Origin of the sequence: Kribbella sp. CA-294648 (assembly GCF_050943845.1) — a bacterium.
Classification (GTDB): Bacteria; Actinomycetota; Actinomycetes; order Propionibacteriales; family Kribbellaceae; genus Kribbella.
The window spans coordinates 1,020,411-1,037,729 of record NZ_CP191981.1 but is presented as its reverse complement, the minus strand read 5'-3'; the positions used below and the strand labels follow the sequence as shown (position 1 = coordinate 1,037,729).

Sequence of the window (17,319 nt, the reverse complement as noted above, 5' to 3'; positions counted from 1 at the left end):
TGTACGCCGCTCGCGGGCTTGTTGGTGGTTATTCGCCCATTCCGCGGCCGCCGTCTCGGCTGGGGCCTCGGTCTGTGCGGAGTTCGGCTGCTCGGGCGCCTGCGTTCTTGCCGCCGACTCCGGCGCCGACCGGTTCGCCGGTGCGCTGTCGGGTCGCCTCGGCAGCGGGAGCGTGGTCGCCCTGCTGGAAGTCGCGCAACTTGTCGATCTCGGCCTGGGACATGCCCGGCCGCTGACCGTTCTGATCGATCCGGTCGGTCTGGTTGGCGCCTTGCTGCTCGCGAGCGGCGCTGAGCGTCTTCTCGACAGCATCCGGCTCGACCGACGCACCCCGCCCGTCAGCCTCCGGCCCGTCCACGCTGGTCTGCTGGACCTGATCCGGGCGCTCCTCGGTGTTCCGCTCCTCCTCTTCGGAGGCCGCCACCTGGTCACCCCCAGTCGGGAACCCAGGCTGAGGCCCAGCCACCCCCTGATCAACCTGCTCGACCCGCCGCTCCCCCTGCTCCACCCCGTCCTGATCCACCCCGGTCTGCTGCCCGTCCTGGTCCAGCCCTTCCTGATCCAGCCCGTCCTGATCCACCCCAGGCTGCTGCCCGTCCTGATCCAGCCCGTCCTGCCGGACCCCGTCCTGGTCGAGGCCGTCCTGATCCAGCCCGTCCGGGTCGAGCCCGTCCCGGTCCACCCCAGGCTGCTCCAACCCGTCCTGCCGGACCTGGTCGACGCCGTCCTGATCCAGCCCGTCCTGATCCAACCCGTCCTGATCCAACCCGTCCGGGTCGAGGCCGTCCCGGTCCACCCCAGGCTGCTCCAGCCCGTCCTGCCCGACCCCATCCTGGTCCAAGCCATCCTGGTCGAGGCCGTCCCGATCCACCCCGGGCTGCTCGACCCCGTCCTGGCCCACCCCGTCCTGATCCAGGCGGTCCTGGTCCACCCCGTCCTGATCCAGGCTGTCCTGGTCCAGGCCGTCCTGGTCGAGGCTGGGCTGATCGGCGTTGTTCTCCTCGATCAGCTGCGCCGGCTCCTGGGGGTCGGCCGCATCGACGGCGTTCTCGTCCGTGTCGATCTCCGCGGGCGCTGTACCGTCGTTCTGTACCTCGGCCTCGTCCCGCTGCTGGTCCTCGGCCGCCTGCTCCTCCTGGCGCCGCTCCTGGACCTCGTCAAGCACCTCGTCAGCAACAACAGCCGTCGCCCCAGCAGCAGCGACGGCCGGAGCCACATCGCCTCCGCGAGCTTCCTCCGTCTTACGCTTCTCGTCGCGCCGCTGTTCTTCCTGCTGCTTGGCCTTGTCCGCGGCGTCTCCCGCCTCCTGGGCGGCCTGGCGATCCTGCACAGCATTGTCCTGGCCGTCGCGATCGGGATCGCGCCGCTCCTCGACGATCTCACCGGTCTGCACGGAGCGATCACGGTTGTCGTCGATCCCGTTGTCGTTACCGTCGCGGGCGCGCTCCACCTCCGCCTCGCGCTCGCGGTCGAGCTCCTCCGGCGTCAGGTTCGGGTCGTTGTCCAGCCGGTCCCGGTTCTCCTGGACCTTCCGCGCCTCAGCCTCGAACAGCGCGGACCGCTGGTCCTCGGACAGGCCGTCGACGGCCCGGGCGAACTCCGGGTTGTTCCGGCGCTCGTCCATCATTTCCCCGATGAGCTCCCGCAGCTCCTCGAGCGCCGCACTGTCCCGCGTCTCCGGGTTGCGCATCCGCTGGGCTTTCCGGGAGTTCCGCCGGCGGCTCAGCTTGGACGTGATCATCCGGACGATCCGGTACATGTCCCGGAGCATGTCCTCTTCGATCGACGCCATCAGGCCACCTCGCTCGCGTAGACGGAGTACCCGAAGCCGGCACTGGCTGCCACCGGGCCTGCCTCGGGTTGGGTCGCGTACAGGTGCAGCTCGGCGCCGGGTCGCAGCCAGACTGCCAGATGACGCCGTCGGCCGCGCCACTCCAGCGGGATCCGCGGGTCGTCGCCCGGTCCGACGAAGACCGGCTGCCCCCAGTGCCGGCGGGCGAGCTCCAGCTGGTCCGGCCAGTGGTCGTCGAGGCCGTCCTCGGCGTCGCCGATCTCGTCCGGACCGATCTCGTACGCCGACCACCCACTGCGCGGGCTGTCCGGGAGTACGGCGTCGGGGAGCACCAGCATCACCGTCTCGCGCGGCGTGACGAGCCCCCAGGTGTAGCGGTTCGGGTCGATGTTGCCAGGAGCCCAGGGACGCCAGCCGGTGGCGGCGGTGACCCGCGACACCAGGGCACGGATCGCGTCCAGACCGGTCTCGGGCGGACCCCAGACCCGCTTCCAGTCGGACACCTCCGCGAGGTCGGCCAGAGCGCGCTCGTCGTCATCCGACGACCGCTGCTGCGTCCTCACCTGTCCCACTCCTCTCACTCGAACCTGCCCAGCCTAAGCGTTGTGGGTCGCATCATGCTCGGACGCAAGGGGTCAGCCTGTGGATCCCCGGGGTTGTACGGGAGCCGTAAGGGGCGCGGACGGCGTACCGGGAGGCGTTCGTGAGCGTTAAGCGGGAGCGGGCCGACGGCGGCGGAATTGTCGGCTGTGATGAGAGGTATGAAGCTGCCGCAGGCTCCGACGGAGGAGTCGTTCCCGTCGCCGTTGCATCATCCGCGCGTGGCCACCGTGCTCGGGCGGTGGCTGGCCGTGGCGATCACGATCTGCTTCCTGACCGGTTTGTTCAGTCATTTCCAGCAAGCCACGCCGGGCTGGCTCGTGATCCCGAGCCGCCCGGCTTCCCTGTACCGCGTGACGCAGGGACTCCATGTCCTCAGCGGGCTCGTCTCGGTACCGCTCCTGCTGGCGAAGCTCTGGACCGTCTACCCGAAGCTGTTCGCCAAACTCCCCTGGCCGCCGAGCCGGCAGGCGCTGACCACGATCCTCGAACGCGCCTCGATCCTGGTCCTGGTCTCGGCCCTGGCTCTCGAACTCTTCATCGGCTTCCTCAACACGCTGCAGTGGTATCCCTGGCCGTTCCCCTTCAAGGAAACCCACTACGCACTCGCCTGGATCATCATCGGCGCCCTGCTCGTCCACCTGGCGGTCAAGCTCCCCCTCATCACCGCCCACTGGCGCCGAACCCCGGCCGACCGTACGCCGGTACCGCCGCCCGCCGATTCGTTGCCTCCAGCAATCACCGGGCTGACCCGGCGCGGGCTGTTCCGTACCGTGGCCGGCGCGAGCGCACTGGTCGGGATCACCTCGATCGGCCAGTCGGTCCCGGCGCTCGGGCCGGTCGCAGTACTGGCCCCACGCAAGCCGAACGTCGGTCCGCAAGGCCTCCCCGTCAACCGCACCGCCAGGGATGCCGGCGTAGTTGCCGTCGGCGACGACTGGCGCCTCACCGTGAGCGGTCCGGTCCAGCTCTCCTATTCACTCGACGAACTCCGCGCACTGCCGCAGAGCCGGTCACAGCTACCGATCGCGTGCGTCGAAGGCTGGAGTCAGGGCGCTCACTGGGAGGGCATCCGGGTCCGCGACCTGCTGCGACTCTGCGGCGCACCGGAGGGATCGCGCCTCCGGGTTGTGTCGATGGAGAAGGGCGGCTTCTACGCCACCAGCGAGCTCCCACCCCAGTACGCCGAAGACCCACTCACCCTGCTGGCCCTCCGCCTCAACGGCACCACCCTCGACCTCGACCACGGCTATCCCACCCGACTAATCGCTCCCAACCGCCCCGGAGTCCTGCAAACCAAATGGGTCCACCGTCTGGAGGTCCTGACATGAAAGCCCGGATTCTGTTCGGTGTTCTCGGCGTTGGGGTTGGGTTGTGGGGTTTGTGGTTGCTGGTGGGGGCGTTGAGCGTTGACGCATTGGTGCGGTTGCCGTTGTGGCTCGGGGGCGCCGTCCTGGTGGATGACTTTGTACTGGTTCCGCTGACGCTGGCGGCCGGGTGGGTGCTTGCTCGTTGGTCAACAGGCCCCGGTCGTCACCGCACAATCAATGCCGTTCGCGCGACCGGGCTGTACGTCGGGGTGACGACCTTGATCGCGATTCCCTTGCTCATCAGGCAAGGGAAAGGAGTCAACCCGACGGTCTTGCCCCGCGACTACCTGCGGGACTGGTTGTTGCTGGAGGCCACTATTGTGGCCACCGGCGTACTGGTGGTGATTGCCGGTCAGCGCTTGATGTTGAGGAGGTCGCGGGCCTCGTCGGGGGACATCGGCGGGCGCTGAGCGAGGGTGGCGAGCGTCGCGGCGCGCTCGACCAGTTCGGCGTTGTGCGTCACCGGCTGTCCCTTGGCCAGCGTCAGGGTGTCTTCCATCCCGACCCGGAGGTGTCCGCCCTTCGACAGCGCGGCCAGCGCCACCGGCAGCGTCGTACGGCCGACGCCTGTCGCCGACCAGGACGTCACGCCGGCGGGAAGGCCGTTGACCGCGGCAACCAGCGCGTCCGGCGTACCGGGCATGCCGCCGGGGACGCCCATCACCAGGTCGCAGTGGACCTTGCCGCCGTACGGGAGGCCGAACTTGTCGAGCAGCCGGTTCAGCGCCGCGACGTGACCCAGGTCGAACAGCTCGAACTCCGGCACCACCTCGCGCTCCTGGCTGAGCTGGTACAGCTCGGTGACGAACGGCCAGGGGTTCATGAAAACGTCGTCGCCGAAATTGACGGTGCCCATCGTCAGCGAGCAGGAGTCCGGCGCGGCGTCGAGGACGCGCAGCCGGTGCTCGAACAGATCCGTCACGGCACCGCCGGTGGACAACTGGACGATCAGCGCGGTGTTCTCCCGGACCGCGGCCACCGTCTCGGTCAGCCGGCCGAGGTCCAGGGTCGGCCGGTGCTCGGCGTCCCGGATGTGGATGTGGATCATCGCGGCCCCGGCGGCCTCGCAGCGTTTCGCGGTCTCCACCAGCTCCTCGAGCGTGGTGGGCAGGGCCGGACAGTCCGCCTTCGCGGTCTCGGCGCCGGTGGGAGCAACAGTGATCAACGTCGACGTCATGAACGAATCGTGCCAGATCGGCGCTGGAAACGGGACATTTGCCGGTCCAGCACCTCGCTGACCGGACAATCTCCCGCACGGCAGGATGGTGACATGAGAGCAGTCGTACAGCGAGTCAGCCAGGCGTCCGTCACCGTCGAGGGCGAGGTGGTCGGCGCGATCGACCAGCCCGGTCTGGTGGTCCTGCTGGGGGTCACCCATGACGACACCGCCGAGCAGGCGGCCGCCCTGGCCGCGAAGATCTGGACGTTGCGGATCCTCCGCGACGAGCGGTCCTGCGCCGACGAACAGGCCCCGATCCTCGCCATCAGCCAGTTCACCCTGTACGCCGACACCCGCAAGGGCCGCCGCCCGTCCTGGAGCGCCGCCGCTCCCGGCCCGGTCTCCGAACCTCTGTACGACGCGTTCTGCGTCGCACTGGAAGCCCTCGGCGCCAAGGTCGAACGCGGCCGCTTCGGCGCCGACATGTCCGTTGCCCTCACCAACGACGGCCCGGTCACCCTGATCCTCGACGCCTGACCGCACCCTCCGAAGAGCTGCGGCACCCGTCCCTCCGGGTTCTGCGGACGCATTAGCGGTGGGACGACAGAACCCCCGGCGCCGGATCTCGAGGATCCGGACCCGGGGGTCCTGGAGCTACCTGGCTGAATCGGTGAGGTTCGGCTCAGCGAGGTGAGGGAGTGATGGCTGGATCAGCCGATCACACCGGCGGCCGAGTGGCCGAGGACAACCTTGGTGTTCAGGCTGTAGACGTCGATCACCAGGGCGTTGACGGACACGTACCGGCTCTGACGCACGACCTGGTTGAAGGTCAGCTTGGCGACACCGGGGATGTCCAGTACTGCGTTCGGGCCGGTCGCGACCGGGTAGGTCTTGTTGCCGACCTTGATCGAGGCAACGCTGGAGGAGTGGTCCAGGCCGACCTTGCCGTCCTTGGTCTTCCACGCGGACGCGGCCGACTCGATGGCACCGATCCGCAGGTTGCCGACCCGCACACCCGCGATGTGCGAGGTGAACTTGATCGCCGACTTCTCGGTGCCCATGTAGCCGTTCTTCGTGGTGTAGACCGCACCCACGTAGGCGACGTTCGGGACGACCAGCTCGGCGGTGGCGTTGCGGACGGTCTTGCCTTCCGTGCCCTGGCAGGTGGCCTGGTAGGCGGTCTTGCCCGACTTCACGAGCTTGTCGACCTTGACCGTCGAACCGTAGGCGTCACCGATGACCATGGCCGTGGCCGGCTTGGTGATCTCGGCGCGGGTCTTCAGGACCGCGACGTCAACGCCTTCAGGGATGTAGCGGTTCTTCACGGTCGCGTGCAGCACGACCGCCTGCGAGTACGAGTAGATGCCGGCGCTGGTCTTCACGCCACCGACACGGTTCAGCACCATGTACCCCAGGCCCGGGATGGCGACCTTGAAGTTCGGGCTCGGCTTCAGCAGCGACGGAACGTTCACGCCACCGATCCGGACCGCGGCGAAGGTGGTGTTGCCGGTGTAGGAAAGCTGGCCGTTCTTGTAGACCGACGTGGTGGTGGTCTTCGCACCGACGAGGTGCACCAGCCCGCCGACGCGGATGTCGGCCGCGGTCGCGTTGCTGGTCACGCCGTTGCCACGCGCGTCGTTGAACGAGTACGTGTCGGTGGTGACGGTCTGGGCGATCGCCTGGTTGTTCACGTTCGCGGTGGCCAGGTCGTTGCGGTCCGACGAGTTCGGCTTGGTGGTGCAGCTGAACTGGCTGACGACCGTCGGGCCGCTGCCCGCGATGCCGGCCTGCACGTCGGTACCGAACGCGTAACCGCTGTAGCCGAACACCGGCGCGGCGGACGCCGAGCCCGAGGTCAGCGCGATCGTGGAAGCTACGCCGACAACCGCCGCAACTCCGACGGCAGCGAGCTTCTTGTATCCAATGCGGGGTCTCATGACCCCTCCTCCCTGAGTGATGACTTAGCCCTAGTGAGCGGGCCAGGACACAGACACAACTCACCCGGTCGCGGTAGGTAACGACAACGGTGTGCTCCGAGATCAAACCGTTACCAAACGGAGTACGCCGTGAGAAACGCGATCTTGCGCGCAACCCGCCCTCGTGAGATCTATGCCACCCCTCTTTGCCTGACGCAACAACGAAACCCCTGTGCCGCAAGGAGGATCGGCACAGGGGTCTTCGGCGTACGGGAGTCACGGCGTACGGGAGTCACGGCGTACGGGGCCGGCAACTGGGCCCGGACAAGCCGAAGAGCCCGTCGCGCAAGCAAACGGGCCCTTCGGGGTCAGCAAACTACCGGGATCAGACCGCGACGGCCACCTCGGCCACCTCGCCGTACTGCGCCGTCACCTGGCGGTCGACCGGGTCGGCCTTCGGCGCCAGGGTCCGCAGGGTCCAGCTGCCGGGCGCCGCGAAGAAGCGGAAGTGCCCGGTCGCGGAGGTCGGTACCTCGGCCGTGAACTCACCAGTGGAGTCGAGCAGCCGCACGTAGGCGCCGCCGACCGGCTCCTCGCCGCGCAGTACCTGGCCCTGGATCACGGCTTCCTTGTCGACGTCGACGCCCTTGAGATCCAGGCCGCCCTTCTTGGCTCCGCACATGTCAGGCCTCCCCTGGCTCGTCGCCGAGCGCCACCGGTACGCCGACCAGCGAACCCCACTCGGTCCACGAACCGTCGTAGTTCTTGACGTTCTCCTGGCCCAGAATCTCGTGCAGCACGAACCAGGTGTGCGCCGAGCGCTCACCGATCCGGCAGTACGCGATGGTGTCCTTGCCGAAGTCCACGCCGGCGTCGGCGTACAGGGTCTTCAGCTCGTCGTCGGCCCGGAAGGTGCCGTCGTCGTTGGCCGCCTTGCTCCACGGGATGCTGGCCGCGGTCGGGATGTGACCCGCACGCTGGGCCTGCTCCTGCGGCAGGTGAGCCGGGGCGAGCAGCCGGCCGGCGTACTCGTCGGGGCTGCGCACGTCGACCAGGTTCTTGACGCCGATGGCGTCCTTGACCTCGTCGCGGAAGGCGCGGATCGCCAGGTTCGGCTCCTTGGCCTGGTACTGGGTCGGCTCGCGCTTGACCACCTCGTCGGTCAGCTCACGGCTGTCCAGCTCCCAGCGCTTGCGGCCACCGTCGAGCAGGCGGACGTCACCGTGGCCGTAGAGCTTGAAGTACCAGTACGCGTACGCCGCGAACCAGTTGTTGTTGCCGCCGTAGAGCACGACGGTGTCGTCGTTCTTCACGCCCCGCTCGGACAGCAGGTCGGAGAACTGCTGCTGGTTCACGAAGTCGCGACGGACCGGGTCCTGCAGGTCGTCGCGCCAGTCCAGCTTGATCGCACCGGCGATGTGGCCGGCGTCGTACGCCGATACGTCTTCGTCGACCTCGATCAGGACGACTCCTGCGTCATTCTTGTGCTCCTCGACCCAGTCGGCCGAGACGAGAGCGGATTCCCTGCTCATGGATGCTGCTCCTCAGGTGGTGGTAGCGGTTTTTGGCGTACGAATGCGGTGGATCAGCAGATAGGCCTCGCAACCGAGGCAGAGCCCGACGGCGGCGTTCACGAACGCGGCGACCAGGGCGAATCCGGTGGCGACCACGCCGAGCAGCTCGGCGCCGGTCAGGTAGCCGATCAGGCCGGCCACGGCGAAGACGAGCCCGACCAGCTGCGCGAACCGCGGCGGCGCGGCGTCCTCGAGCTCCTTCGGCGGGCCCAGCCGAGGCCGCACGACCCACTTGAACAGCTGCCCGTACGGCGAGGCCTGGACGCCGAAGACGACCGAGATCGCGAACACGACCGCCTGGACCGCCAGCGGCCACGGGTTGTTCAGCACCAGAGTGAGTGCCAGCACGACCGTCGTCAGCGCCGCGGCGAACCGGAGTCCGCGCGGGTCGACCTGGGGTTGCACTGCCGTCTTGGTGGACATGACGACTCCCGGAAGGAGGGTGGTTCGAGCCGTGCCCGCCCGGGGATGCGGGGAGGCGACGTACTGGGAACCGTGCTCAGTTACCGGTTCCGGAGCGCTCGGGACGCCGCCTGGTCAGTGGGGACGACACAGGGACGAGCGCATGCGGCAGTTGTCCACTGCCCTGCGCTTGGTCAGCCATGTCGTGTAAGCCACGATCACGAGAGTACGGAAGCTGACCGGGACCGCCACCACTGGTCCCAGTCAGCGAGACAACTGATCACATTCTGGACAGGCTCAGCGGCGCTGCTGCGATCCGACGACCACGTTCGTGGCGGCCACCTTGTCGTGCAGAGCCTGCTTCTTGTCGTCCCAGAGCGGCCAGAGCACGTTCACCAGGCTGAGCAAGCTGAACAGCGAGCCGACGCCCCACGGGATCGCACTGAGCAGGCTGAGCCCGTTGTAGAGACCGAACCGCTTCAACACCGCCAGTCCAGGCGGCGGACCGGGAACGTCACGGAGCCGGACACTGATGCCTACCGCCCGCTTGCCGAGCGTGGCGCCGGTCTTGGTGAGGAAGAAGTACTCGTACACGAAGGCGGCCGCCAACCCGATCAACGTCGCCGGGATAGCCCACTTGTACACCTCCCAGGGGAGGGTCGTGCTGAAGCTCGAATCTCCCGCCGCGGCCTGATTGAAGATGTCCTGCTGGTAGTCGAAGATCACCTGCATGTACTGCCAGTAGAAGTAGCCGGTCAGCGGCAGGGTGACGAAAAAGACGATCAGCCCGTCGATAATCCGCGCCAGCACCCGCTTCCACCACCCAGCGAGCGGCTGCCCGTCTGGCGTCGCCTTGACGTTCGGACCGTAGCCGTACCCCTGCTGCAGATGCCCAGCCTGAGGCCCATACCCCTCACGCCCCATCCCCGGCTGCCCCAGCCCAGGCCCAAACCCCTGCGGCCCCTGCCCCAGGCCCTGGCCTTGCAGCCCCTGGCCGTGCTGGCCCTGACCCTGGCCCTGCAGCCCCTGCTGGCCGTACTGCGGCTGCTGGCCTTGCTGACCGTGGCCTGGCTGGCCCTGGCCCTGCGCCTGGCCCTGGCCGGCTTGCCCGGCGCCTCCCGCGGGCTGCCCGAACTGATGCGGGTACGGCGGCGGCCCTTCGCGCGGACGGCGGTAATCCGTCCAGAAGCCACCGTCCCAGTACCTCTGCTGCGTGGGGTCCTGAGGATCGTCGTACCAGCCGGCGGGGAAGCTCATCGCCAAAGCATCACGCACCGCGAGGCCATCGCGCCATCCGGGGCACGGATTTCTCAGGCTGAACACCCCACGCCCGCGCCACGTTCGCTCTTGCGTCGCTCACACGACCCCAGCTCCCACCCGCCCCCGGGCGCTCCTACGTCGCGCGAAAGCCGAGAGTAGGCACCCGCCGAGGTCAAGCTGAGCACTTCGCCAACTGGCGGCCGGGGCGTGCTCGCCTCCATCAACTGGCGGGAGCCGTCTGCAGGGCCAGCCGCTCGAGGACGGGGCGGCGATGGCTGCGGCTCACGCGGTTTGTGTGCCGACCGACAGGAGGTAGTCCGCACTCGGCGCCGGCCGCACGCTCAGGGAGCAAGCCTATGCGCAGGAATCGGGGCCTACCTCCTGTCGGTCGGCACACCAAGCCGCGTCACAAGCTGTGGCCAAGGTGGGCTCTCGAGGTTGGTGGAGGTAAGCGCCCTCGTTGCCAGCCGCCGAGACACTCAGCTTCACCGGGGCGGTGCCTACTACAGCTGTTTGGAAGTCGAAGCGTCGACTGCCTGGCCGAGGGCGGCGATCACGTCTGCCTTGCGTGGCTGGCCGCTTGCGCGGGTCACGATTGCGCCGCTTGCATCAAGCACCAGCACAGTCGGCGTCCGCATGATGTCGAGGCGCCGCACTAGCTCCAGATGCAACTCGGCGTCGACCTCGATGTGCCGCACCCCGTCGACCATCGACTCGACCTCAGCCAGCGTCCGGCGGGTTGCTCGGCACGGTGCGCAGAACGCCGACGAGAATTGCAGCATCGTCGCCCGCTCGCCGAGCTCGGCGCCCAGCTCCGCCGCCGTGACACGCTCCGTCGCCACCGAACTGTCCTGCACTGCTTCCTTCTCACTCGGGCGGATCGCCCGGGTCCCGCGGAACCGCCCGTCGAAGCGGGATTTGAGCACGCTCAGCAGGACGCCGACGGCGACCGCACTGACCAGCGCAATGATCCCTGGGCTCATGACAATCCAGCGTACGTCGGTCGCCAATACGCTCAACCGCCCGTTCACCCCTCGGACCCGACCTGTATTCGGACCGCCGGAGAATCACCCCACGACAGTGATAACCACGCGCCGGTTTTTCTGCCGGTTGGCGTCGGACGTATTGGGAACGGCCGGCGCCGCCTCGCCAAAACCTTTGGTCGTGATGCGCGCGGCGGCAAAGCGTTCGGTCTTGATCAAGTACAGCGCGACCGCCTGCGCCCGCCGCTCCGACAACCGCAGCCCGTACGTCGCGTCGCCGCGATCGTCGGTGTGGCCTTCCACCCGCAGCTTCGCGGTCGGGGAGGCCGCCTTGATCTTCAGCGCGATGGCATGCAGCGCCTTGGCCGCGTCCGGCCGGATCGTCGCCTGGTCGGCGTCGAACAGCACATCCCCGGGCGCGACGTACGAGGTCTTGCCCTCGCCGGTGAACACCTCGACCTTCTCCTGGCCGGGCAGCTTGCGCGACTCCAGCCGGGCCGGGTCCACGTCCACGTCGGGCAGCCGGACTTCGGGGACCTTCACCGTCGGGACCCGCAGGTCCGGCAGTTCTCCGTCAGCCTTCACGAAACCACCAGGTCGTGCGGCACCATTACGCGCCACCCCACGCCGTACTACGCCCTTGCGGGTCACCGTCAGGAGGACGCCCTTGGTCTCGACCTGGCAGATCTGCGGCGAACTGACGGCAGGCGCCACCTTCCCCGCGACGGTCACGCCGGCGAACTCTTTCCCCGAACCGGCCAGCGCGCTCCCCGGGATGGTCACGGGCGGAATGCTCGCGCCGGTGATCTTGACGGCGCCCAGGCAGCCGCCCGGAGCGTCGTACTGGATCACGCAGCCGGCATCGATCGTCTGCGCCGGGACGGTGAATCCCTCCATCGCGGTCTTCTGTTCACCGCTGGCCTTGTCGGCGTAGGTGAGCGCCGGAACGACGACCTCGGGCACGGTGAGCGCGGGCAACCGGCGCACGCTACGGCCGGGACCGGGTGCGCACTCCGGGTCAACGGCAGGCGTCGTACTGGTGGCCGACGGAGTCGGCGAAGCAGTCACGGATGGCGAACCGGACGGCGACACTGACGACGGGACCGACGACGGCGCCGACGGGACCGGGCCTCCGGAGGACGGGTCCTCCTGGTCACCGCAGGCCACCAGCGAACTGACCACCACAATCGCGAGTAAACAACTTCCCAGCCGGCCAGTCCCCTTTTGCATTGGCCAAGTGTGGCACGTCCCGCGAACCGGCGGAAATGCTCTCGGCCTCGACGTTGCCCAGCGATTAATACCGTGTGAACGATTCCACCGCGGTACTGCGATCGGTGGCTTGCGCGGGTTTCGATGCCGGTAGCACCGCGTTGACTGTGACCCCGGCGCCGACTATTTTCGACCCAGGCCGGGGGCAGGTTGATCTCTGCCCACAGTCGTCCGCGGGACGGCTGACGTGAGGTCCGGCCGAGGCGTCACCTGTCCCAACGGGGTGTGGGGCGGGTGAGATTCGACCGCTGCGCGCGGTGGGGGGTTGACGAAAATCATGCCGAGTACGCCCACGAGCCGACTGAGTCTGGCCGAACTGTGGGACCGCATCACCCATTTCTCCGTTTCCGTGGACGACCTTTCCCAATGGCGGAATCTTGTGCCGCTGGCGGTCGCCGGAATCGTCGTCTGGGCGTTGTGGCTCTATCGATTCTTTTTGTCCCGGCTGGCCGGGCCGATCGAGAACGACTTCACCACCACCACGTCGGTGGTGGTGCCTTCTTTTCATGAGGATCCCGACATTCTGATGCGCTGCCTGGAAAGCTGGCGGCAGCAGAATCCGGACGAGATCATCATCGTCCTGGACCTCGCGGACACCGAGGCCTACGAGCGGCTGGTCGCGCTCGACGACCCGCGGATCAACCCGATCCTGTTCAAGCACGCGGGGAAGCGATCGGCGCTCGGCGTCGGGATCCGCGCCGCGTCCTCCGAGGTCCTCGTCCTGGTCGACTCCGACACGAGCTGGGAGCCGGGCCTGCTGAAGGCCGTGCAGCGTCCCTTCCTCGATCCGGACGTCGGCGCGGTCAGCACCCAGCAGAACGTGCACGAGCGGAACACCAGCATCTGGCGCCGCGTCGCCGACTGGCTGGTCAACCTCCGGTACTACGACTACGTGCCCGCGATGGGCCGGGCCGGTGCAGTCGCGTGCGTCTCGGGTCGCACCGGCGCGTACCGGCGCAGCGTCGTCATGCCGGTACTGGAGAACCTGGAGAACGAGTTCTTCCTCGGCCGTCGCTGCATCGCCGGCGACGACGGCCGGCTCACCTGGCTGGTGCTCGCCTCCGGGTACAAGACCGTGCACCAGTCGTCGGCCCGCGCCGTTTCGATGTTCCCGGCAACCTTCCGGGCCTTCGCCAAGCAGCGGATCCGGTGGAGCCGCAACTCGTACCGCTGCTACCTCACGGCCGTGTGGAAGGGTTGGCTGTGGCGGGTGCCGCTGGTGACGAAGGTGACCGTGCTGCAGATCCTGCTCACACCGGTGACGATGGGCATCACCGTCGGCTACATGGTGTTCAGCCGGCTCGAGATGACGTGGCAGAGCTACGCGCTGGCGGGCAGCTGGCTGATGATTGCCCGGGGCATCCGCGGCATCTCCCATCTCCGCAGGCATCCGGCCGATCTGCTGTTGCTGCCGGTCGTCACGGTGACGGTCATCCTGATCGCGCTGCCGATCAAGCTGTACGCGTTCCTCACGATGAACAAACAAGGCTGGCTGACCCGCTCCGAAGGCCTGGTCGGCGGCGAGGGCCAGGACGCCGCGTCGCTCCTTCCCACCAAGGAGCCCGCAACCAAGGACCCTGCAACCAAGCAGATTCCCGCCAAGGAACTGCAGACGGAGCCGGCCTCATGAACGCTCCCCCGAAACGCCGGAAACTGTTGCGGGCGGCAACGGTCGTCGGAGTACTCGGCGTGGCCGGCCTGGTCTGGATGCAGTCGACCGCCGCCGGAACCACCGAGTCGACACCGACGCCAACCCCCAAACCCAGCACGGTCAAGCCGGGCAGTACGCCGACTCCGCCCGACGCGACCCAGCCGACCGTGGCCGGTGAGGCGAAAGGTGAGGCGAAGGACGACAAGACGATCGACCGGCTCCCCTACCCTGGCGACCCGGAGACCGAAGCGGCGTACGTGGCCGACGAGGATCGCCGGCTGGTGGAGGTTCGCACCGTCGACTCACTGGCTCGCTGGAGCAAGACGTCACTCAGTTCGCCGTACCGGATCGCCACCGGTTCGGCGTACACGCTGGTGCTGACGCCACGGCGGGAGGTCTACACGATCAAGGACCTGCTCGGGCTCGCGCCGCAGACCTTCATCCGGCAGCCGGACGGCGGCTACCTGCTGTCCGAGCACGTCGTGATCCAGAACGGCGCGACGCTGAACCTGGCCTCGTCCGGCGGGCTCAACCTGCGGCTGGCCAGCGACCAGAACGGCTTCGTCTCGATCGTCAACTACGGCGGCGTGCTGAACGTGCAGGGCGCGAACGGCCGGCCGGTCAAGATCTCCAGCTGGAACCGGGACACCGACGGCGCGGACACGCTGACCAACGACGGCCGCGCGTACCTGCGCTCGCTCGGCGGCCAGGTCCGGTTCCGGTACGCCGAACTGTCCGACCTCGGCTTCTGGAGTGGTCGCACGGGTGGTCTGTCGTTGACCGGTACCGACCGGCCGAACAGCGGCTCGCTCGACAAGCTGGGCGAGACGATGCGGGTCGGCAAACGCGCCGCCAAGGAGCGGGAGGCGGCCAAGGGCGCGAAGAAGCCCGAGACCGGCGGCATCGACCTGCGGGCCGGCAAGAACAGCCTCAGCCAGGTGCTCCCGGCCGGTAAGCTGCCGCTGCCCGAGGTGGACATCGCGGACCCGGAGTACAGCTACGTGTCCGCGCTGATCCAGAACACGACCGTCAAGCGGAACGCGTTCGGCCTGTTCGCAGCCAGCGCCAACGGACTCGACATCCGGGACAGCAAGTTCGACGACAGCCTGGTCGACGGCCTGGTGATGCACCGCTACGTGACGAATGCGGTGGTCGACTCCAGCTCCGCGGACGGCAACGCCGGCGACGGCTTCGTCCTGTCCAGGGCGACGACCGGCATCGTGCTGTCCGAGATCGAGGCCAACGGCAACCATCGCAACGGGCTGACCATGTCGGGGCTGCCGCTGGCCGACGGCCCGAGCGCGACCGGCTCCAGCCTGGGCAGCTACGGCAACAACACCGTGTCGAACAGCAAACTGGCGAACAACGCCCGGTACGGCGTCGAGGTGATCGGCGGCACCAACATCGGCGTGAACGCCAACGACCTGCAGGGCAACGACATGGGAGTGGTCGTCCGGGGCGGCGCCGAGGACGTCTCGGTGGTCGGCAACCGGGTGACCGAACCGATCCGGCAGGGCATCGCGATCCGCGACGGGGTGAGCAAGTCGGTGGTGACCGGCAACATCGTCACCGGCGGCAGCACCAGCGTCTACGTCCGCGACTCGGCCGCCACCGTGCAGCGCAACACGCTGTCGGACGCCGACTCGCACGCGATCTCGCTGGTCGGCGCGGTGAGCGCGACCAAGGTCACCGAGAACACCATCAGCGGCCGCGGGCCCAGCGCGATCGACGCCAAACGCGCCTCGGACGTCAACATGCAGCGCTGGAACAACGACGAGGACCACTGGCACGACACCACGCCCTTTGTGGTCACCCTGAAGCGTTTCCTGCAACCCTTGACGGCGATGTGGTTGTTCCTGGCCGCCCTGCTGATCTTCACCGCGGCCCGCGGCTCACGCCGGGTCCGCCGCATCGTCCACCCGTACGCCGACAAGGCGCCGGTGACCGACGGCCGGACCGTGTCCGCCGCCTCGGTGCCAGTGCCCGACGACCATTTGGGAGCCAGATGACCCGGCTGAGCCGGCTGCTCGAACTGACCAGGCTGAACAAGCTGACCCGGCGTGAACTGATCATCGCCGGCAGCGCGGCCGGGGCGGTCCTGCTCGTCGGCGGTGGCATCGTGGCCGCCGCCTGGCCCGACAACACCTCCTCGCCGCTGCCGACGGCCGGGCCCTCGATCCCGGTCGTGCCACCGGAGCCGAGCATCCCGACGATCACGGACGAGCCGACGGATCCGGCCGGTTCGCCGAGCACGACTGGACCGACCGCGGCGGAGTCGCCGGAGGGTGAGGAAGAGGAAGGCAAAAACGGCAAGCGCAAACCGGCCGAGGCACCGGTGCTCGCCAACGCACCGGCCGCCGGGCAAGGTCCGCTGCCGAACTCGGCGGTGGTCACCTGTCCGGGTGCGACCGTCACGGTGACGGACAGCAAGAGCCTCGAAGAGGCCCTGACGAAGGCTGCTCCCGGCACCAGCATCGCCCTCGGGGACGGCAGGTACCCCGGCAAGTTCGTCACCGAGAAGTCGGGCACCGCCGAACAGCCGATCTGGTTGTGCGGTGGCGCCGGCGCGGTACTGGACGGCGAGAACATCAAGGGTGGGTACGTCCTGCATCTCAAGAAGGCCAAGTACTGGCGCCTGGTCGGGTTCACCGTCACGAACGGGCAGAAGGGAGTGATGGCCGACACCACTGTCGGATCGGTCATCCAGGGCCTGACCGTGCACGACATCGGCGACGAGGCGATCCACCTGCGCGCGAACAGCACGGACAACGTCGTACTGAACAACACGATCAGCAAGACCGGGTTGCGCCGGGACAAGTTCGGCGAGGGCGTCTACATCGGCTCCGCGGTCAGCAACTGGTGCACGGTGAACGACTGCCAGCCCGACCGCAGCGACCGCAATGTTGTCAAGGGCAACAAGATGTCGCAGACCAGCTCCGAGGCGATCGACGTCAAGGAGGGCACCACCGGCGGACTGGTGGAAGGCAACACCTTCGACGGCTCGGCGCTGACCGGCGCCGACTCGTGGGTCGACATCAAGGGCAACAACTGGCTGATCCGGGGCAACAGCGGGGTGAAGTCGGTCCAGGACGGGTTCCAGACCCACCAGATCCTGAAGAACTGGGGCGACCACAACCTGTTCACCGGCAACGTCGCCACCGTCGACGGACCGGGCCTGGCCTTCGCGCTCCGCCCGGCCGTCGCCAATGTGGTTGCCTGCGACAACAAGTTCACCGGAGCCGGCGAAGGCCTCAGCAACGTCCCCTGCCGCTGACCGCCCCGTACTACGTCCCGCCGCCGCCCGACCCGGTACTACGCCCTGCGCCTTGAGGGGTCACCCCTC

At 68.2% G+C, this 17,319-nt stretch carries 16 protein-coding genes; 6 read left to right on the top strand and 10 right to left on the bottom strand.

Annotation, left to right across the window (positions count from 1 at the left end; all coding sequences use genetic code 11):
* Window positions 1–28: 28 nt before the first annotated feature.
* On the bottom strand, window positions 29–1,792 hold the full coding sequence (locus ACQPYM_RS05060) for a hypothetical protein (protein ID WP_433015548.1): 1,764 nt from the start codon (window positions 1,790–1,792) through the stop codon (window positions 29–31).
* Window positions 1,792–2,355: a hypothetical protein gene (locus tag ACQPYM_RS05055; protein WP_433015545.1), complete on the bottom strand. Its 564-nt coding sequence runs from the start codon at window positions 2,353–2,355 to the stop codon at window positions 1,792–1,794. The genes ACQPYM_RS05060 and ACQPYM_RS05055 overlap by 1 nt, the downstream gene beginning before the upstream one ends.
* Before the next feature lie 198 nt (window positions 2,356–2,553).
* Between ACQPYM_RS05055 and ACQPYM_RS05050 the strand changes: the two genes are divergently transcribed.
* Together ACQPYM_RS05050 and ACQPYM_RS05045 are read left to right on the top strand one after the other, a co-directional pair.
* The gene (locus tag ACQPYM_RS05050; protein ID WP_433015542.1) at window positions 2,554–3,723 is read left to right on the top strand and encodes a molybdopterin-dependent oxidoreductase; all 1,170 of its coding nucleotides are present in this window, start codon (window positions 2,554–2,556) and stop codon (window positions 3,721–3,723) included.
* On the top strand, window positions 3,720–4,172 hold the full coding sequence (locus ACQPYM_RS05045; protein ID WP_433015539.1) for a hypothetical protein: 453 nt from the start codon (window positions 3,720–3,722) through the stop codon (window positions 4,170–4,172). The genes ACQPYM_RS05050 and ACQPYM_RS05045 overlap by 4 nt, the downstream gene beginning before the upstream one ends.
* Here the strand turns inward: ACQPYM_RS05045 and ACQPYM_RS05040 are convergent.
* Entirely contained in the window at window positions 4,115–4,939 is an 825-nt protein-coding gene (locus ACQPYM_RS05040; protein ID WP_433015536.1) for a 3-keto-5-aminohexanoate cleavage protein, read from the bottom strand. The two genes, ACQPYM_RS05045 and ACQPYM_RS05040, sit on opposite strands and share 58 nt — an antisense overlap.
* 93 nt (window positions 4,940–5,032) lie before the next feature.
* Here ACQPYM_RS05040 and dtd point away from each other — a divergent pair, with 93 nt between their 5' ends.
* On the top strand, window positions 5,033–5,458 hold the full coding sequence (gene dtd, locus ACQPYM_RS05035; RefSeq protein ID WP_433015533.1) for a D-aminoacyl-tRNA deacylase: 426 nt from the start codon (window positions 5,033–5,035) through the stop codon (window positions 5,456–5,458).
* Between the two features lie 173 nt (window positions 5,459–5,631).
* Here the strand turns inward: dtd and ACQPYM_RS05030 are convergent, their stop codons facing one another.
* The 7 genes from ACQPYM_RS05030 to ACQPYM_RS05000 form a co-directional block, all read right to left on the bottom strand.
* Complete coding sequence (locus tag ACQPYM_RS05030; protein ID WP_433015530.1) at window positions 5,632–6,858, bottom strand: choice-of-anchor P family protein; 1,227 nt, start codon at window positions 6,856–6,858, stop codon at window positions 5,632–5,634.
* 364 nt (window positions 6,859–7,222) lie between these two features.
* Window positions 7,223–7,519 carry a DUF1416 domain-containing protein gene (locus ACQPYM_RS05025; RefSeq protein WP_433015527.1) on the bottom strand — a complete coding sequence of 99 codons (297 nt, stop codon included), beginning with the start codon at window positions 7,517–7,519 and terminating at the stop codon, window positions 7,223–7,225.
* Between the two features lies 1 nt (window position 7,520).
* Window positions 7,521–8,369 carry a sulfurtransferase gene (locus ACQPYM_RS05020; protein ID WP_433015524.1) on the bottom strand — a complete coding sequence of 283 codons (849 nt, stop codon included), beginning with the start codon at window positions 8,367–8,369 and terminating at the stop codon, window positions 7,521–7,523.
* Window positions 8,370–8,381: 12 nt separating this feature from the next.
* Window positions 8,382–8,834 (bottom strand): DUF4395 domain-containing protein, encoded by a 453-nt coding sequence (locus tag ACQPYM_RS05015; RefSeq protein ID WP_433015521.1) that lies wholly within the window; start codon window positions 8,832–8,834, stop codon window positions 8,382–8,384.
* A gap of 276 nt (window positions 8,835–9,110) precedes the next feature.
* A complete protein-coding gene (locus ACQPYM_RS05010; RefSeq protein WP_433015518.1) occupies window positions 9,111–10,070 on the bottom strand; it encodes an RDD family protein in 960 nt (319 codons plus the stop codon).
* Window positions 10,071–10,576: 506 nt separating this feature from the next.
* On the bottom strand, window positions 10,577–11,056 hold the full coding sequence (locus ACQPYM_RS05005; protein ID WP_433015515.1) for a TlpA family protein disulfide reductase: 480 nt from the start codon (window positions 11,054–11,056) through the stop codon (window positions 10,577–10,579).
* 84 nt (window positions 11,057–11,140) lie between these two features.
* Window positions 11,141–12,034: an OmpA family protein gene (locus ACQPYM_RS05000; protein WP_433015512.1), complete on the bottom strand. Its 894-nt coding sequence runs from the start codon at window positions 12,032–12,034 to the stop codon at window positions 11,141–11,143.
* 556 nt (window positions 12,035–12,590) lie between these two features.
* Here ACQPYM_RS05000 and ACQPYM_RS04995 point away from each other — a divergent pair.
* Genes ACQPYM_RS04995 through ACQPYM_RS04985 form a run of 3 tightly spaced genes read left to right on the top strand, consistent with a single transcriptional unit; the run spans window position 12,591 to window position 17,250 of the window.
* Window positions 12,591–13,955, top strand: coding sequence for a glycosyltransferase (locus tag ACQPYM_RS04995; RefSeq protein WP_433015509.1), 1,365 nt, complete (start codon window positions 12,591–12,593; stop codon window positions 13,953–13,955).
* The gene (locus ACQPYM_RS04990) at window positions 13,952–15,985 is read left to right on the top strand and encodes a right-handed parallel beta-helix repeat-containing protein (RefSeq protein WP_433015506.1); all 2,034 of its coding nucleotides are present in this window, start codon (window positions 13,952–13,954) and stop codon (window positions 15,983–15,985) included. Before ACQPYM_RS04995 ends, ACQPYM_RS04990 begins: the two co-directional genes overlap by 4 nt.
* On the top strand, window positions 15,982–17,250 hold the full coding sequence (locus tag ACQPYM_RS04985) for a hypothetical protein (RefSeq protein ID WP_433015503.1): 1,269 nt from the start codon (window positions 15,982–15,984) through the stop codon (window positions 17,248–17,250). The genes ACQPYM_RS04990 and ACQPYM_RS04985 overlap by 4 nt, the downstream gene beginning before the upstream one ends.
* Window positions 17,251–17,319: the final 69 nt, after the last annotated feature.